This is a genomic window from Anabaena sp. FACHB-595, assembly GCF_048568275.1.
Classification (GTDB): Bacteria; Cyanobacteriota; Cyanobacteriia; order Cyanobacteriales; family Nostocaceae; genus Trichormus.
In genome coordinates this window covers 1253819-1271510 of record NZ_CP183473.1, presented here as the reverse complement: position 1 = coordinate 1271510, position 17692 = coordinate 1253819, and the positions used below count along the sequence as shown (strand labels likewise).

The 17692-nt window shown below is 41.1% G+C and carries 13 protein-coding genes; 5 read left to right on the top strand and 8 right to left on the bottom strand.

Annotation, left to right across the window (positions count from 1 at the left end):
- Positions 1–16: 16 nt before the first annotated feature.
- A complete protein-coding gene (locus ACN222_RS05395) occupies positions 17–784 on the bottom strand; it encodes a DUF1350 family protein (protein WP_010995259.1) in 768 nt (255 codons plus the stop codon).
- 577 nt (positions 785–1361) lie between these two features.
- Between ACN222_RS05395 and ACN222_RS05390 the strand changes: the two genes are divergently transcribed.
- A complete protein-coding gene (locus ACN222_RS05390) occupies positions 1362–3197 on the top strand; it encodes a C2 family cysteine protease (RefSeq protein WP_010995258.1) in 1836 nt (611 codons plus the stop codon).
- A 16-nt stretch (positions 3198–3213) separates the two neighbouring features.
- On the opposite strand, the gene ACN222_RS05385 is transcribed toward ACN222_RS05390, so the two are convergent.
- Entirely contained in the window at positions 3214–3939 is a 726-nt protein-coding gene (locus tag ACN222_RS05385; RefSeq protein WP_010995257.1) for a hypothetical protein, read from the bottom strand.
- A gap of 543 nt (positions 3940–4482) precedes the next feature.
- Between ACN222_RS05385 and psb28 the strand changes: the two genes are divergently transcribed.
- On the top strand, positions 4483–4851 hold the full coding sequence (psb28, locus tag ACN222_RS05380) for a photosystem II reaction center protein Psb28 (protein ID WP_010995256.1): 369 nt from the start codon (positions 4483–4485) through the stop codon (positions 4849–4851).
- A 125-nt stretch (positions 4852–4976) separates the two neighbouring features.
- On the opposite strand, the gene ACN222_RS05375 is transcribed toward psb28, so the two are convergent.
- Together ACN222_RS05375 and ACN222_RS05370 are read right to left on the bottom strand one after the other, a co-directional pair.
- Entirely contained in the window at positions 4977–5999 is a 1023-nt protein-coding gene (locus ACN222_RS05375; RefSeq protein ID WP_010995255.1) for a tetratricopeptide repeat protein, read from the bottom strand.
- 354 nt (positions 6000–6353) lie between these two features.
- Positions 6354–7637, bottom strand: coding sequence for an aspartate aminotransferase family protein (locus tag ACN222_RS05370; RefSeq protein ID WP_010995254.1), 1284 nt, complete (start codon positions 7635–7637; stop codon positions 6354–6356).
- Positions 7638–7787: 150 nt separating this feature from the next.
- On the opposite strand from ACN222_RS05370, the gene ACN222_RS05365 reads away from it, so the two are divergent.
- Positions 7788–8852, top strand: coding sequence for a potassium channel family protein (locus ACN222_RS05365; protein ID WP_049942362.1), 1065 nt, complete (start codon positions 7788–7790; stop codon positions 8850–8852).
- A 69-nt stretch (positions 8853–8921) separates the two neighbouring features.
- Here the strand turns inward: ACN222_RS05365 and ACN222_RS05360 are convergent, their stop codons facing one another.
- A complete protein-coding gene (locus ACN222_RS05360; protein ID WP_010995252.1) occupies positions 8922–9839 on the bottom strand; it encodes a S1 RNA-binding domain-containing protein in 918 nt (305 codons plus the stop codon).
- Positions 9840–9982: 143 nt separating this feature from the next.
- Complete coding sequence (locus ACN222_RS05355; protein WP_010995251.1) at positions 9983–10729, bottom strand: dienelactone hydrolase family protein; 747 nt, start codon at positions 10727–10729, stop codon at positions 9983–9985.
- Between the two features lie 201 nt (positions 10730–10930).
- Between ACN222_RS05355 and ACN222_RS05350 the strand changes: the two genes are divergently transcribed.
- Both ACN222_RS05350 and ACN222_RS05345 read left to right on the top strand, forming a co-directional pair.
- Positions 10931–11914, top strand: coding sequence for a GntR family transcriptional regulator (locus tag ACN222_RS05350; RefSeq protein ID WP_011320433.1), 984 nt, complete (start codon positions 10931–10933; stop codon positions 11912–11914).
- Between the two features lie 356 nt (positions 11915–12270).
- Positions 12271–13155: a ParA family protein gene (locus ACN222_RS05345; protein ID WP_010995249.1), complete on the top strand. Its 885-nt coding sequence runs from the start codon at positions 12271–12273 to the stop codon at positions 13153–13155.
- Positions 13156–13335: 180 nt separating this feature from the next.
- On the opposite strand, the gene ACN222_RS05340 is transcribed toward ACN222_RS05345, so the two are convergent.
- Positions 13336–13941 (bottom strand): Uma2 family endonuclease, encoded by a 606-nt coding sequence (locus ACN222_RS05340; protein WP_044520808.1) that lies wholly within the window; start codon positions 13939–13941, stop codon positions 13336–13338.
- 66 nt (positions 13942–14007) lie between these two features.
- Positions 14008–16890 carry an isoleucine--tRNA ligase gene (gene ileS, locus ACN222_RS05335; protein WP_010995247.1) on the bottom strand — a complete coding sequence of 961 codons (2883 nt, stop codon included), beginning with the start codon at positions 16888–16890 and terminating at the stop codon, positions 14008–14010.
- Positions 16891–17692 lie beyond the last annotated feature (802 nt).

Sequence of the window (17692 nt, the reverse complement as noted above, 5' to 3'; positions counted from 1 at the left end):
CCCCCTGCTCCTCTTTTCACGGTGGCGAAAGAGGATTTAACCACAAGAGCATGGCACGGTTTAGCTGATTTAAGTCACGATAGACTTCTTGTTTGAACCACTGCCCTAACGCATCAAAGGGGGTGAATGATGATCCTGTTTGCCATTTGACATCTTGACCTAAGGGTGTGGTGTGCGTTCCTGGTAAAGTCTGGGCTGTCACCATTTCTGGAAAGCGGACTTGTAAGATTTTGGTTAAAGCTGCTGATTGATCCAGGTTATCGTTATTAAATTTGATTAATAAGTTGCGCCGGACATTATAACTTTCCTGTACGAGTTTGTTTGTTTCCAAAGGCGAGGGAGTAAATTCAATCGCCAAAGTAGTGTTGAACTGTTCCACTAAGGGTATAGCATCCTTAGCAGCATAGTTGTTGAAAGAGATTAAAATATTGCCTGCTCGTTCCACAGGAAAAAGACTGCCAATGAGTAGATGGAGTTTACACCCCATACTATGTCCGATTCCGTAGGTAGGTAAGTAGAGCTTGCGTAATGCCCCAGAATCATGCAATCTTTCTATCGTGCGTTCAAAGTTCAATAGCACAGAGTTGGCGATCGCAATATGATCCAATGTATTCACAAAGGGCGTGGCAATCACTACATACCCTTTATTACCCAACTGTTCCAGTAGCCAACGATATGTCAGATGGGGTGCTGTGGCAACAAACGCACCTCCCAAGAAATGAATGATCCCGACTGGATTACGGGGAACAAGCACCCAGTTACCTCTAATTTCTTTCCAATCCATCCCTGTAGGCGATCGCTTAATTTACACTTCTTTATGTTAGACCCTGGATTAGTCATTTTCCAACCAGAACCCCATCGGCAATTACCACAACAAGACTATGAATATTTCTCTTCTTACGTCCAATACCGCTTGGTTAAAAATCGGAAAATAAATTTCTAGCTTCAACTTTAAGTCTATTTACATGGCTTAAAAGATTGCCTAGTTAGCTAAAACTTACTTTAGCTATTAGTACAGAATTTATGATTGGGTGAGACTTTAATCTTAATCGATAAGTTTTTTCCACTACTTTTTGCAAATCTTGGTTCAAGGAATAAAAGCAGATTTAAAGATGAATGCAACATAAAGCTCACTACGCAAGCGATTTGAATTTAATTTCACTCATTAACAAGCAACTAAGTAAAGTTAATCTCTTCATAAAAAAAGCTTGCAAATTTACTTGCATTTTAAAAAATAATTAGGCAACTCTACGGTAGAAGTTTTTCCTGAAAATACATGAATATTGGGTATAAGCACCAAAAGAAGTCATTTTTTATTGGGATTGCTAACTTTTTGCAATATTAACTAAATAGGAACAGAAATGATTTTTGATCATGCGGGGAATACGCTAGGTAGTGCAAGACGAGTTAACCTGACAACCACAACACAGACATTTACAGATTTCATAGGTTCCAGAGATGTAAATGATTTTTATAGTTTCAGTCTGAATAGTCGTAGTAGTTTAAACCTGACTCTGGGTGGTTTAACCACAAATGCAGACATACAATTAATTCAAGATAAAAATTCAAATAGGATTATTGATGGTATTAGCGAAATTATAGGTAGTTCCAATTTATTGGGAATAGCTAGCGATTCAATCAGAACTACTTTAGATACAGGAAATTATTTTATCCGGATTTTCCCAGGAAGTGGTTCTACAGTTAATGGCACAAACTATAATCTCAGTCTTTCAATTAATACTGCACCGAACTCATTAGCATTTACTATCGATAATCCCACCATTACTAACACAGGAAGCCTAAATATTAGTCGTGGTCAAGTTTTCGATGCTAATGGTGCTAGAGATATTTCTGTCATCGATTTTCAACTTTTTCAAAATGGACTATTAGTTAATTCTATTTCTAACGACGTGACACGCATCACGATAAATACTAATGATAGTCGCTGGGGAAGTTTCACACATAATTTATCCTTGAGTGGATTAAATCTAGCTGGTGGTAATTATACTCTTCGAGCTACTGCGTTAGATACATTCAGAAGTACCAGCCAAGTTGTTGAACGGGTTTTCACAATTGCAGCAGATTGGTTAAGTCAAAATCTGAAAGATCGACAAATGCTTACTTTAGTAAAAAACTTAGCTCAAGATGGTAATTTAAGCCGTAATGACATTGTTACTATCTTTAGAGATGCGAAAGATAATGGTGTGGTTGATGTAAACGAGTTATCTGACTTAAGACTTATTATTACTAATGCTCCTCGTTTCACAATACAAGACCATGTGAGGATTTTGTCTAATAAAGTTGCCAATGGCGATATGGCAAATATAAATTCTGGTATTGGCAATTTGTTTGCCGGGAGTAGTGCCGACCAGTTAGAAAAATTATTGGGTAAATGGTTTTTTGGTAGCGATCGCCCACAATTAACTTCCACTCAATTCACTTACCGGGAAGCCAGAGGTGCTTTATTCCAAAACGGAATTAGTTATCAAGATGTTGATCAAGGAGCGATTGGTAATTGCTATTTTCTTGCTGGATTAGCTAATACTGCACTACGAACACCTAATGTTATCCAAAGTATGTTTATCGATAATGGTGATAATACTTTTACTGTTCGTTTTTATAATAATAAAGTTGCAGATTTTGTGACTGTAGATAAATTTTTAGCTACCCTGAATAACCTTAATAGTAATTACGTATCAGGTGGAAACATACCCTATGCAAAAATTGGTGGAAGGCATGATAACCCCAATACTGAATTGTGGGTGGCTTTAGCAGAAAAAGCTTACGCTCAAATTAACGAATCAGGGTGGACTCGTGGCCCTGCTAGTGGTCAACGAAGGAACTCCTATCAAGCGATTGTAAGTGGTTATGCTGGACGTGCCATAACCGACATTACAGGCAGTAGTACGCAATATGATAATTTAGACAGTCTAGATATGAATGCCATAGTTACCGCATTTAATCAAGGACAAATGATTTGTTTTGCCTCTAGGAGTTCAACACAGGTTGCGACTAATGTTGTATCTAGTCATGCCTATGTTTTAGTAAGTTATAGCTCTTCCACACAAAGATTTAGGCTTTACAATCCTTGGGGAGTAAATGGAGGGTACGAAAACGGCATATTTAAAAATGGTTTCTTAGATTTGTCGTTTAATGATTTACTCAGAAATTTTCTAGGTTGGGATAAAACAATCTAAAGACTTTTGTCACATTTTATAGATTAGATTGACTTTGTAAGCTTTTCATTTCATATTGCACATCTAAAGCAATTTGTAATGCTTCATTTAGTAACCTGCCATGCTCAGTGGCTTGTTCTGTAACCTGCATAGCGGTTAAAGTAGCTAAATTATTGGTAAATAATTCTGTATTGCCGAGAATAAAATTCTTATTCTCTCTCAATATTCTTTCTGTTCTTAATGCTCTAATTAAATCGGCTCTTGTCAGTTTAAGGGCATCGATAACTTTTTCTCTTTCCTTGATGCTTACCCCTGTATTCCCTGCATCTTCTATCTGGTCATTAATATGTATAGCTTTAATAACTGCATTGTATCTATCAACATCATTTAAGAGTATTTCTAGCGAATTTGTCATATTCTTTTTCAGGATTTTTTGCTGGTTACGCCACCAGTAATATAAAAAAGTCTGTGTACTGATACCACCTAACAAACTTAAAATTATTAATAATAACCAGGATGGCATCTCTATCCATGCGACAAATATTTTGATAAAAACATCAAATATTAAGTATGCAAAAATAAATACAGAAAAACTCAGGAAGATTACTGTAGCACCTTCAGAGCCTTTAATCTGAGTTATAATTTTTTTACAAATATTTTTAAAAATATTCCTGATAATAATTAATTCTGATTTCACAGGTAAGTTAGTCAAATTTTCTAATTCTTTATGACTAATTTCCAAATCTTGTAAATCATTACGCACAGCTTTCCCCAGGTTGAATAGAATAGTGATTTAGTACAATATAACAACCTATTTTAATGATTGCTGCGGTGGCTGCAATTTTGTCTCAAAATTTTTATACTATGAATAACTAAGCTAATTAATAACGATATGCTGGATTTGATTGCTAATGGGTTTCAGATGTGAGCATCAGCCGAAGGATAATTACGTTTACCATCACCAATTACCAACCACTGAAACTGAGCTTTTAAAGTTGTCTTGACTGACACATAATCACGGTTTTGGCTTGGTAACACGGCGTTGGGAATTTAAAAATGGTGGAATGAGACAGTCCAAGGTCATAGCTTTGCCTTCACCATTAGGACTACGTACTGTGGGACACACAGGATCTCAGCCTCTGGAGGCATCGACCTCTGCTTGGGTGGAGAAATCCCTCTAAGTAATCCGAGTCGGGGAAAGAGGAAACCCAAGAAGTGATTCTTGAAATCCTCCGTTTAGAAAACGGGGAATGATATCAAGAACTGTTGTAAATTGTGGATATAACAATTAAATTTAAATCCACTCATGACATCTATCACCCCCTCAATTCAATTTTTCGCAGGTATTTTTGAAGAATTAAGTAATGTTAGTTTACGGAGAGAAGTCCGTACTGGCAAACGTATCGTTATGATGAAGTTTAATCAACTCCAAGCGATAGAAGGATTCAACAGCTTTACTAAACAATCCTTGAATTCTCTATTGTTAACCGATGAAGAAGGAGAAATTAGCGTCACCCCCTCTGCAACAAGATTTATTTTTGGGGGTGACGAAGGTGATGAACTACAAGGAGTAGAGTGCAAATTTGAAGTTGAGCGTGATGATCATTGGGAACGATTCATGCGCTTTATGAACCGTTACGCCGAGGCTAATGATATGGAATATGGAGAACGTTAGATTGAGATATTTGTGAAAATAGCCTTGGTTTCGGAGTTTCCTGTGGATTCATCTGCTCATGAAGCGCTTTGTTTAACAAATTCGGCGAAATTCCCCACCCTCAGCAGAAGGCAAGGTGGGGTAGTTCACAGAGCATCCATAAACTGCTTTACTTTGTCAAAGATCGTCTGATCTGCAATTTTTTCAGCTAGTGTTTGAGCATTGCGATAACACAATAGAGCTAACTTTTTGCGTTTTGTGGTGACGTAAAGATTACCCATATTCAACAAAGTCGAAATTTCTCCGAGAGAATCTCCTAGTTGTTGATAAATGACAAGTGCTTGTTTGTAGAATTTCAGTGCTTTGCGATGACTGCTCAATTTAGAGTAGGTAAAGCCAATGTTGTTGAGAGTAGTGGCTTCGCCGGGAAGATCGCTTATGGACTGGCGTGTTAACAGAACTTGATGGTAGAGTAACAGGGCTTGTTTGGGTTGCCCTAAGTCTAGATAGATCGAAGCGATGTTGTTCAGAGTTATGGCTTCACCCGCTAAGTTCTTGACTGCTTTTTGAATAGGTAGTGCTTGTTGAAGATAGTTGAGTGCTTTTTCAAACTCACCTAAAACACTATAGGCGAATCCAATGCCATTAAGTGTGGTGGCTTCACCAGAAAAGTCTCCTAACAAACGCCGCATTGCTAAAATTTGATTTTGCAGCAAGAGCGATCGCTTTGGTTCACCCAATCTGATGTAAATTAGCGCCATATCATTGAGGGTGGAAACTTCACCTTGAGTATCTTGTAACTCTCTAAATATTTGCGCGGCTTTCTCAAAGTACTCTAGGGACTGGGTAAGTTTGCCGAGACGACTGCAAGTAGAACCTAGATTGCTTAAAGCTGTGGCTTCTGCTTGGATATTACCAATCTCTACAGCTACAGCCAAGGCCTGATGGAAACAATCTAATGCTTTTTGCGGTTGCCAACACCCAAGATATGCTAAACCAATATCGTTCAATGTATGACCTTCTTTAGCTCGGTCTGGAATTGCTCTAGCTAATTGTAAATTTTCTGTTACTAAATCGAGATATTCTGAAAATTTTCCTTGCTTGTAGTATGTATTAGCTTCGTTACGGCGTTCTTCCCAAACGTTGACTCGATTGCAAGATTGCGTCATTTGACCTCAGTTGTACTGCATATAAATTGGCAGGTTACTCTTGAGCAGATAGAACCTTCCTCAGGTTGCCCAACTTTAAGTTAACCTTTATTTTCTACCTTTAGATACAAGACGTAAAGAGATCAAGATGGTATCGTATCGGGATTATTAGAGCAATAATCAGATATCGAGTGAGCAAAGTATATCTTTATTGGCAATTATGTTCTATTTCCAAAATTGCATCTAGCTCAAGTAGTGAAGATTTTTGATAAAAATAAGCCGCCGATTTCAGTAGATGAACACAGACATTTATCAGCGTTCATTGGTGTGTATCGGCGGTGATTATTTTCGCTATTTTTGCCAGCAGTCTATGATTTACGCTGTCACAGTTGCTAATGCTTTTTCCAGTAATTTTAAGGCGGTGTTGATTTCTGCCTCTGTGACAATTAATGGTGGTACAAAGCGGACGACCTTTGGCCCGGCTGGTACTAACAATAAGCCCTCGTTGATAGCAGCCTTGACGACATCAGCAGCAGTTAATGGAATATCTGCGGCTAATTCCAGACCGTTAATTAAACCCCAGCCGCGAACTTCAGTTAGATGATGGGGATATTTAGCAGCGATCGCTCTTAAGCCACTCCTTAACTGTTCCCCTCTATCTTGCACATTCTGCAAAATATTCTCCCTTTCCAAGGTCTGACACACAGCCAACGCTACACCACAAGCAAAGGGATTACCACCAAAGGTGCTGGCGTGTTCTCCTGGTTGGAAGACATCGCAGAATTTCTTACTCATCATCGCCCCAATGGGGATACCACCACCCAAACCTTTGGCGCTGGTGAAAATGTCTGGTTCTACACCCAGGTATTCATAACCCCACAATTTACCACTGCGTCCCATCCCGACCTGCACTTCATCGAACATCAACAAAATGCCGGTGTCATCACAAATTTGCCGCAGCTTTTGGAAGTATTCCACATCACCAGGACGAACACCGCCTTCCCCTTGTAATGGTTCGATGAGAATTGCCGCTACTCGGTAATCTCCCTCGTCTAACTCGCTAATAGCTGCTTCTACCGCACTGATATCGTTGTAATTTACATAGTGAAATCCGGGTACTAGGGGGTCAAAATATTTTTGATACTTTGCTTGCCCAGTAGCGGTAATAGTTGCCAATGTCCGTCCGTGGAAACTGGCATTGGCGGTGAGAATAATAGGCTTTTCTATGTCTAAAACTGTATGGGCATATTTACGAGCCAGTTTAATAGCGGCTTCGTTGGCTTCAGCGCCAGAATTACAGAAAAATACCCGATCAGCGCAGGAGTGTTGAATAATCCATTGGGCTAATTCACCTTGTTCGGGAATGTAGTACAAATTAGATACATGGTGCAGCTTTTGGATTTGGCGTGTCACCGCTTCTACCATAGCTGGGTGGGCGTGTCCCAGTGTACAAGTGGCAATCCCCGCCACAAAGTCTAGGTATTCTTTGCCCTGGGTATCCCATACTCGGCAACCTGCACCCCGTTCTAAAGCGAGGGGAAAGCGTCCGTATGTGGACATAACAGATGCGTCAAAGCTATCTGTACTAAAGGGGCTAGATGCAGCAGAACCTGACTCTGGGGGGTTCGTGGCTTGCTCAATGAGAGTTTGTAGGCTCACTAACGCTCCTCCTGCGGATTTTTGATTGTATACTTACTTACTAGTTTCCTAGAGTTTCTTAAAAATAAATTTTTATTTATTGTGTTTCTTACTTTCTCTTGAGCTTAACATTATATATCCTCAAACCTGTGGCAATAGTGGAAAATAATTTTGTATTCAACTCTTGAACAGAAATACCAACGCATCCAAAAAGAGTTAATGGCCGGGGCGATCGCTCTCGGTGGTGTATTAATTCTCGGTACTTTGTGGTATCGCTTTGTTGAGGGTTGGTCATGGGAAGATGCAGCTTACATGACAGTTATTACCTTAGCTACCGTAGGATATGGCGAAACCAACCCTCTTGGTAGTCGTGGACGCTTATTTACTATTGCCTTAATTTTGTTGGGTGTAGTCAATCTTGGCTACATTGTCAACAGGTTTACAGAAGCAGTTATTCAGGGCTACTTTCAACAAGGTATTCGGCTCAGACAACAGAGGCGCTTAATGGAATCCTTATCAGAACACTACATCATTTGTGGATTTAGTCGGACTGGTCGCCAAATTGCTAAGGAATTTCGGGCGGAAGATGTAACATTTGTGGTGATTGATTCTGATGCCGAGTCGATAGAAAAGGCTCAAGCAGAGGGGCATACAGCATTCCAAGGAGATGCCACACTTGATGATACTCTCTTGAGAGTTGGGATTGAGAGGGCAATTTGTTTAGTTGCGGCCCTCCCTTCTGATGCAGAAAATTTATACACAGTTTTATCAGCAAAAACACTGAATCCCCGAATTAGAGCGATCGCACGAGCCAGCACAGAAGAAGCTCTGCAAAAATTACAGCGAGGCGGTGCAGATGCCGTCATTTCCCCATATATCACAGGTGGTAAGCGGATGGCGGCCGCCGCCCTCAGACCGCAAGTATTAGACTTTGTAGACGGGATTCTCACAGGTGCAGACCGTCAACTTTACATGGAAGAATTTTTACTCGACCCAGCCTTGTGTCCCTTCGTTGGTCAAAGCTTGCAAAAAGCCAAACTGCGATCGCAAAGTGGGGCATTAGTCCTGGCTATTCGTCGTCTAGATGGTATGCTGATCGGCGGCCCCACAGGCGATACGGTATTAATGCCGGGAGACACACTGATTTGCATGGGTACAGCCGACCAACTACGCACCCTCAACCAAATTCTCGGCCCAATTGGTTCTCAGCAATTACGTAAGCCAAAGAATATTTAAAAGGGTGTGAGGGTGTAAGGGTGTAAGGAAAAGAAAGATTTACCCCTAAACCCCTAAACCCCTAAACCCCTATACCCCCACACCCCCTTCATTCATTTTATTAGCAGCTCTGTTAGCCCGTGCTTCGGCTGAAGCCATGACTTCCTCGAAATTTTCTAACACTTCACCAGGGAAGTTTTCTAAGGCTCTGGTAGAAATAGCCACTCGACCTTTACCTTGATCCAAGTCGATAACTATAGCTTTAATTGTTTGACCAGGTTGAAAGACTTTTTCTAGAGATTCGATGAATTTTTGGCTAACTTGTTTGATATGTAACAAGGCGCTGAGACCATTTAAATCAACAAACACACCAAAAGGTTTAATTCCAGTTATTTTACCTTCTACTAGTTGACCAATTTCTAACTGATTGAAGTTACTAGAACGAGTTACCAAACGCTGGGAAAGGACGAGTTTTTTGTTATTGCGGTCTACTTCTAAAAAGCCAGCCGTGAGAGTATGACCTTTAAGGGCTTCTAAATTATCACGCTCTGTGAGGTGCGATCGCGGAATAAATCCCCGCAAGCTTTGAACATCAACAGTGACACCACCTTTATTCACACCTGTCACCTTCACATCCACCGGCTGGGAATTTTCCTTCATTTGCGCCAGTTTTTCCCAGATATGATTTATTTCTAACTGCCGTCGAGAAAGAGTTACTTGACCTTCTGCATCCTGTTCACGGATGATAATAAACTCAAGCTCCTCATGCAACGGCAGGACTGCCGCTAAATCGTTAACTGCCCTCAAAGAAGCCTCATCGCGGGGGATATAAGCTGACGACTTGCCACCAATATCAACATAAGCGCCATCAGGATCAAGTTGGAAAACCTTGCCGTAAACAACTTGCCCCTTTTGGAACTGGTAGTCGTGATTTTCTAGTGCTTTGGCAAAGTCGTCCATTGTGAAAGACGAGTTGGCTTTTTGAGATAGTTTCGATTCGGAATTCATGACTATTGAAATTGAATTGTTGTTATTTTATTAGAAACCAAGGGAATTGATAATTCGTAATACCCTACGGTAAGCAAGCTACGTAATTCTTAATGAACAAGGCTCCGCTTAAGGTGGTGGTATGGGAATTGGAGTCTTTAAACCTATGTTGTTAACACAGTCTTAAATAGTTGTTGCACCTGCTCCCAAGCATCAGCTGCTGCTTGAGGATTATAGCTGGCACGACGGTCACAGAAAAATCCGTGATCAGCTCCATCGTAGCGGAACACACGATGAGAAATGTTGTATTTTTCTAACTCTGTCTCGATTTGGTCTATTTGCTCTGGGGGAATACTGGCATCTTCCGTACCAAAAAAGCCATATAGTGTGCCTTTGATTTCTGGTGTACGGGTGACAGTAGGATTCCCGCCGCCAAATGTACGAGTAGCAATTCCCGCACCGTAAAAGGAGGCAGTCGCTTTGATATCTGGTAAAGTGGCAGCAAGATAGGCTACATGACCCCCAAAGCAGAAGCCAATACAACCAAAGCCATTTTGTTTCACTTGGGGGAGAGTTTTCAGATAATCTATAGCTGCTTGAATATCGTTTAGTAACTCTGATGCTTTGGTTTGCATCGCGTAACCTCTACCAACTTCAATATCTTGGGGTGTGTATCCAGTTTCAAAGCCTGGTGCTTGACGTTGGAATAGCGCCGGAGCGATCGCCACATACCCTAACTTAGCAATCCGTTCGGTTACGTCCCGAATATGACCGTTAACGCCAAAAATCTCCTGTAAAACTACAACTCCTGGGTAGGAACCTGGTGCTTGTGGCTGCGCTAAGTACGCAGCTATTTGTAGACTGTCTTGCGAAAGGTTAACGGTTTCTGTGGCAACTACTTGCTCAGTCATAATAATTTTTACCCGCGTTGTGTGGTGAATTTCTCTAATTATTTGATATAACTAGGCTACTTCTATGAAAATATCAACTACCAATAGTCACCACATAAGAAATTTAAACCCGAAAATACCCAACATAAAATCGCCAAAATGTTTGGGTTCTTGGTTGTTCTTCATGTTGAATTTTGAATTGCTTATTCAGGAGTTTGGGTGATGATTCAATTCCGTATTCAGCCAGATAGTGAGATTCCCGCATCAACCCAACTATTTAACCAACTCAGGTTTGCGATCGCTTCTCGGCAATATCCACCTGCATACAAATTGCCTAGCACTAGGGCTTTGGCAATGCAAACGGGGTTACATCGCAATACTATTAGTAAAGTCTATCGTCAGTTAGAGGAAGACGGTTTTGTCGAAAGTTTAGCAGGCTCAGGAATTTATGTCCGCGCTCAAGGTCATGAAGGCGGTAGTAGGTTACAATCGCCCATCCTCACACAACATCCTGAAGCATCAAAAGTTTTACAACAAGCACTTGATGAATTACTAGGACAAGGCTACTCACTCAGTCAAGCAAGAGAAATCTTTTTGGCAGAAATTGACTGGCGCTTGCGTTGTAGTGCGCGGGTACTGGTAGCATCCCCCACTCAAGATATGGGTGTGGGGGAGTTAATGGCTTATGAGTTAGAAGAAGAACTAGAAATTCCCGTGCAGATAGTGGCGATAGATGAGTTAGCCGCCGTGCTGGATAAAACCACCTCAGCCACAGTTGTTACCAGTCGCTATTTTATCAACGATGTGGAAGCGATCGCCGCCCCTAAAGCTATCCGTGTCATCCCTCTAGATATCTACGACTACAACAAAGAAATCAATCTGCTGAAAAACCTACCCAAAGATAATTGTGTAGGAATAGTCAGCCTCAGTTCTGGAATTGGTCGCCAAGCAGAAGTCATCCTCCACGGCTTGCGGGGTGACGAGTTATTAGTCATGACTACCCAACCAAAAGATAATTACAAAATGCAGGCGATCGTCAAGCGCGCCGAAGTGATTATCTGCGACCAAGCCTGTTATGCAACCGTGCAAGCCGCAGTCCAAGCCGCCTCCGAAGACATAATCCGTCCACCAAAACTCATTAAGGTAGATAATTACATCGGCGCAAACTCAATTAACTTACTCAAACGAGAACTAGGATTAGGGTAAGTTCGATAAATTCGGAATAACCCCTCTCCAAAGACGCCTACGGTGTACACACAAATACTATATACAAGGGTTTCAGGCGTTATAGCCCCTTAAATTGTCATTACGAGCGCAGCATAGTAATCACATAATCCCGTGGTTTTTGCGATTGCTTGTCTACGACACGCTGCGCGAACGTCGTTTCTCCTCTCTACGAGACGCTTGCGAAGTCTACAAGACTTGGCTAGCTGCAAAGCCGCAAGCCGAAAACTGACAACTGGCAAGCGTACCACAGTAAATATAAAATTTAACGGGAGATTCAATTATTCAGAACGGGTGTACGCTACCAAATGGGAACGCGTCATCAGAGGAAATCACAAATGGGATATGTAATTGCTACAGCAAATATGAAAGGCGGTGTGGGGAAAACTACCCTCACTGTTAACTTAGCCACCTGTTTGGCGAAAAATTATGGTAAGCGGGTGCTGGTGCTGGATTTAGATACGCAAATCAGCGCCACACTCAGCCTGATGTCACCTTTAGATTTTGCCAAGCGCCGCAAACAAAGACTAACTTTCAGATATCTAATCGATGATGTTATTAATCCAGACCCCAACGGCAAGCTGACAATCAACGATATTATTCAAACTAACGTCTGTAATCTCCCCGGACTAAATTTATTACCAGGAGATATCGACTTATATGATGAGTTTGTCGTTTCAGAAATGTTGCACAGACAAACAGTTGCTTTAGGTGAACAAGACTTTGAAAACGTTTGGAATCGCTTTGAAAGAGTCTTGATTAATAACATCTTAAAACCAGTACGTGACGAATATGATTTTATTCTTTTAGATTGCGCCCCTGGTTATAATTTAATGACACGTAGCGCCCTATCTGCTAGTGATTTTTACCTGTTACCTGCCAAGCCAGAACCTTTATCTGTGGTAGGAATTCAACTTTTAGAAAGACGTATTGGTCAATTAAAAGAAAGTCATGAACAAGAAGCAAAGATAAATATCAAAATGCTGGGAATTGTTTTCAGTATGTGCAATACTAATCTACTAACTGGTAGATATTACAAACAAGTAATGCACCGTGTTGTTGAAGATTTTGGTGTAGAACAAATTTGTAAGGCACAAATCCCAGTCGATATTAATGTTGCGAAAGCGGTAGATAGTTTTATGCCGGCGGTGTTGAATGCACCCCAGTCAGCCGGTTCTAAGGCATTTTTGCAGTTGACTCAGGAGTTGTTGCAGAAGTTGTAATATTATGTCTGCTTAAGCATTTCTCATAATCTTGGGAGTTGGTAATAGGTAATGGTAAAAATTATCTATTACCGACTTTAGCAGCACATCATTGGGTGAATAAGACGCGATTCATCGCGTCTCTACAAATGCTTTATTTGTCGTATTGTTTTTTAAAATTGGTATTATGTTATTAATTATTTACCAAATTTGACTTAAATCTAAAACAAATCCTGGTAGTGTATCTTCACCACCTAATGTGGAAGGATTATCTAATTCTCTTACAGCTTGATCGGGACAATAAATAAATACTTTACGTTGTTTTCTATCTATTAACCAACCTAATTCTGTACCATTATCTATATATTCTTCCATCTTTTCTTGTAATGTTTTCAAATTATCTGTCTCTGAACGCAGTTCCACTACAAATTCAGGACAAATAGGCGCAAATCTCTTTCTTTGTTCTACAGGTATTGCTTCCCATCTGGCTTTTTTAATCCAGGCTGCATCAGGAGAACGCACTGCACCGTTAGGTAAGGTAAAACCACCGCTAGAACCAAAACCTACACCTGTACCATCTTGCTTTGTCCAAATACCTAACTGGACAATTAAATTAAAATTGCGTTCATCTGTTTCTGCGCCTGTGGGTGGCATAATCAATAATTCTCCAAAGTGATTACGTTCAATGCGAAAATCACGGTTTACTTGACAGAAATCAAACAATTGCTCGTCACTAACGATTATGTTTGGTTGCATTTTCAGCACCATTCCTAAGATGTCTGTGGCTACAGGTGATTGCGTGTTCATAATCCCATCTGAATTTTGACGTAGAGACGTTGAATAAAACGTCCCTACATTCATGTTAAACCTGTTCTAAAACTCACCAGCTAAGGCAGGAACGCATCTTTCACATAACAGGGGATGCTCTGCTGATTCTCCCACATGGGTGGAGTAGTTCCAACAGCGATCGCATTTTTGCCCCTCTGCATTCACTACCCCAATTCCCCAACTATCAGACTGGGAGGTATATTTCCCATCTTGCAGTTTGTCAGCAGAATCTAATAACTCTACTTGGGATGTCAAGAATAAATAACGCAGTTCATCCACGCCGTTACCAACTTCAGGATTTAACGTGGCGATGGCTTTGCGGGAGTTGGCATCTTTGACGTAAATCAAAGCTTTCGCTTCTAGGGAAGAACCAATCATTTTCTCTACCCTAGCTTGTTCTAACACCTTGTTAACATCGGTGCGTAACTGGCGTAATTGTTGCCAAAATTCCGCCAACTCTGGATTATGCCATTTTTCTTCTACCTGCACCCAACCAGCTTCAAACACTGATTTGTAGGGTGTTTTGTAGGGGAGATATTGCCAGATATCTTCTGCCGTGTGACAGAGTACAGGTGCGATCGCTCGTGCTAAATTCTCTAAAGCAATGTGTATCACTGTCTGACAACTGCGACGGCGGAAAGCATCAGGGGCGCTGATATATAGTCTATCCTTGGCAACATCTAAGTAGAAGTTAGATAAATCTACCACGCAGAAATTCTGCACCGTTTGGAAGAAGCGGAAGAATTGGAAACTTTCAAAAGCTTCTGTCACTTCCTCAAACACTTCACGGATACGGTGCAGCATATACTTATCTAACTGCGGCATTTCTTCAAACTGTACAGCGTTTTTTTCTGGGTCAAAGTCATACAAACTACCCAGTAAGAACCGCGCCGTATTGCGAATCTTACCTCTGACATCGTTGAGTTGCTTGATGATATTGCCACCCAAACGCACATCCCCGGTGTAATCTACAGAAGAAGCCCACAACCGCATAACATCTGCACCATAGGGGGGTTCTTTCTTCTGGTCTTTACCACCATTGATGATAATAGCCGGGTCAACTACATTCCCTTCTGATTTACTCATCTTCCGCCCTTGTTCATCCAAAACAAAGCCGTGAGTTAATACAGTTTTGTAAGGTGCAATGCCATTTACTGACACACTAGTCAACAAACTCGACTGGAACCAGCCGCGATGCTGGTCGGAACCTTCCAAATACATATCAGCCGGGTAGCGTAACTCTGGACGCTGCTTAACTACAGAAGCCCAAGAAGAACCAGAATCAAACCATACGTCCATTGTGTCTGTACCTCTGCGGTAAGACCGACCATTATTTCTGTAGGACTCCGGTAATAATTCCGCTACCGACAACTCCCACCAAGCATCAGAACCTTTTTCGGCAATGATGGCTTGCACATAGTTGATAGTTTCCTCATTTAGTAGAGGTTCGCCGGTTTCCTCATCGTAGAATACCGGAATCGGCACACCCCAAGAACGCTGACGAGAAATACACCAGTCAGAACGTTCCGCCACCATCGGCGTGATGCGATTTTCACCTTGGGCTGGTATCCATTTTACAGCAGCGATCGCCTTTAGTGCCTCATCCCGGAAACCCTCCACCGAAGCAAACCACTGTTCAGTCGCCCGGAAAATTGTCGGCTTCTTCGTCCGCCAATCATAAGGATACTTGTGTGCATAAGCTTCCTCCTTCAACAGGGAACCCGCAGCAGTCAACGCATCAATGACCGCCTGATTTCCCTCACCCAACACATTCAACCCCGCAAACTGTCCCGCCTCTTGGGTAAAGTCGCCGTTGTCGTCCACAGGTGCAAGAATTGGCAACCCATAACGCAGACCCACAACATAGTCTTCTTGACCATGACCGGGCGCAGTATGTACCAACCCAGTACCCGATTCAGTTGTGATGTAATCACCACCCACAACCACCGGACTTTCTCTATCAAATAAAGGATGACGGTAAGTAGTATGTTCCAACTCCTTCCCTTTAAAAGTCGCCTTCACAGTCAACTGCGCCGAGATAGTCGCCGCCAACCGTTCTACCAAATCGGCCGCCACGATGAGATACTTGAAATTACTTTGCGTCTCTGCGCCTATGCGCGAAACTTCCACCAAAGAATAATTCAAGTCGCCATTGACAGCCACCGCCAAATTCCCCGGAATTGTCCAAGGTGTAGTAGTCCAGATAGCCACACCCAAATCAGGCAAATACTCACCTAATAAAGGTTTTGCCGCCTCAGCGAAACTAGTCACAGGAAAAGCCGCATAGATACTCCGGGAAGTATGACCTTCTGGATATTCCAATTCCGCCTCAGCCAAAGCCGTCTTAGAACTAGGACTCCAGTGAACAGGCTTCAAACCCCGATAAATGTAGCCTTTTAAAACCATCTGCCCAAATACACCAATCTGCGCCGCCTCATATTCCGGCTTTAGCGTCAGATATGGATTATCCCAGTCACCCCAAACACCATAACGTTTAAAATTTTGGCGTTGGTTATCAACCGTAGCCAAAGCAAACTCTTTAGCCTTTTGCCGCAGTTGTAGTGGTGTTAAATTTTGCCGTTCTGCTGACTTGAGATTTTGCAAAACTTTCAACTCAATTGGTAAGCCGTGACAGTCCCAACCGGGTACATAGCGAACCTTTCGACCTTGCAGCAGTTGGTAACGATTAATAATATCTTTGAGAATTTTATTTAAGGCATGACCAATATGGAGTGAGCCGTTAGCGTAGGGAGGCCCATCGTGCAGTATAAATAATTCACCTGGGTTGTTTTGCGACAGGCTCTCAAAAATTTTATTTTCTTCCCAAAACTTTTGGATTTCGGGTTCCCGCTTAATGGCGTTCGCCCGCATATCAAAATTGGTCTTGGGTAAATTTACGGTATCTTTGTAACTTCCAGTTTCCGTCACAGCTTCATGCCTAAGATTATATATGCAGGTTCTATCAATTATAGAAGATGGCATGAATCCCAAAATTACCTCTTTTGCTCATCCCATCCTGGCTACTTAAGTAATATCACTGTTGTTTGGATATCATAAATACTTTGTTTTTTTATTTTACCGACAAAACACCAGAACCAATTTGTATTTTGAATGCAGTCAAAATTTACAAAGCTTGCTGAACTCATAAGTAAGTAGGTCGGCGTAAATAATTATTGTTGGAAGAAGGCAGGGAGCAGGGAGAGAAAGAGTTCGAGTCTTATTTACTTTTCTTCACATACTTTGGTTTTATTGCACCGACTTACTTAAACTTATAATTGAACGCAAACAGAGTATTTATCTAATATCTATATTTGTAATAAAAGGCTTAAATTGTCATTTTCTGAAACAATTACCTCTTCATCATCACAATTGCGGAACATAACATTTTCTACCAAGGAGAAAATCAGGAATTATACGGATATAAATTAAATTGAAAGTATTTAAAATGATAAGTTAATAAAGATGGATTTAAATACTGGAGTATTGAAATATAGCAATATTATCTAGAATGAAAAAAAGATTGAAGCAGTAGATTGAAGGCAGAAGAAAATTATATGTAATTATGTTGCCAATAGATAACATCTACTGTTATTTCTATGTATGATAATTTTATCATATTCAGTTAATTAAGCTATAAGTCAATAAACTATTATTTGACAAATAAATTTCATCGAAAATAAGCAGCTTACTAGTTGGGGTTTTGAGAAGGCTGATTTTTAAATCATAGGTA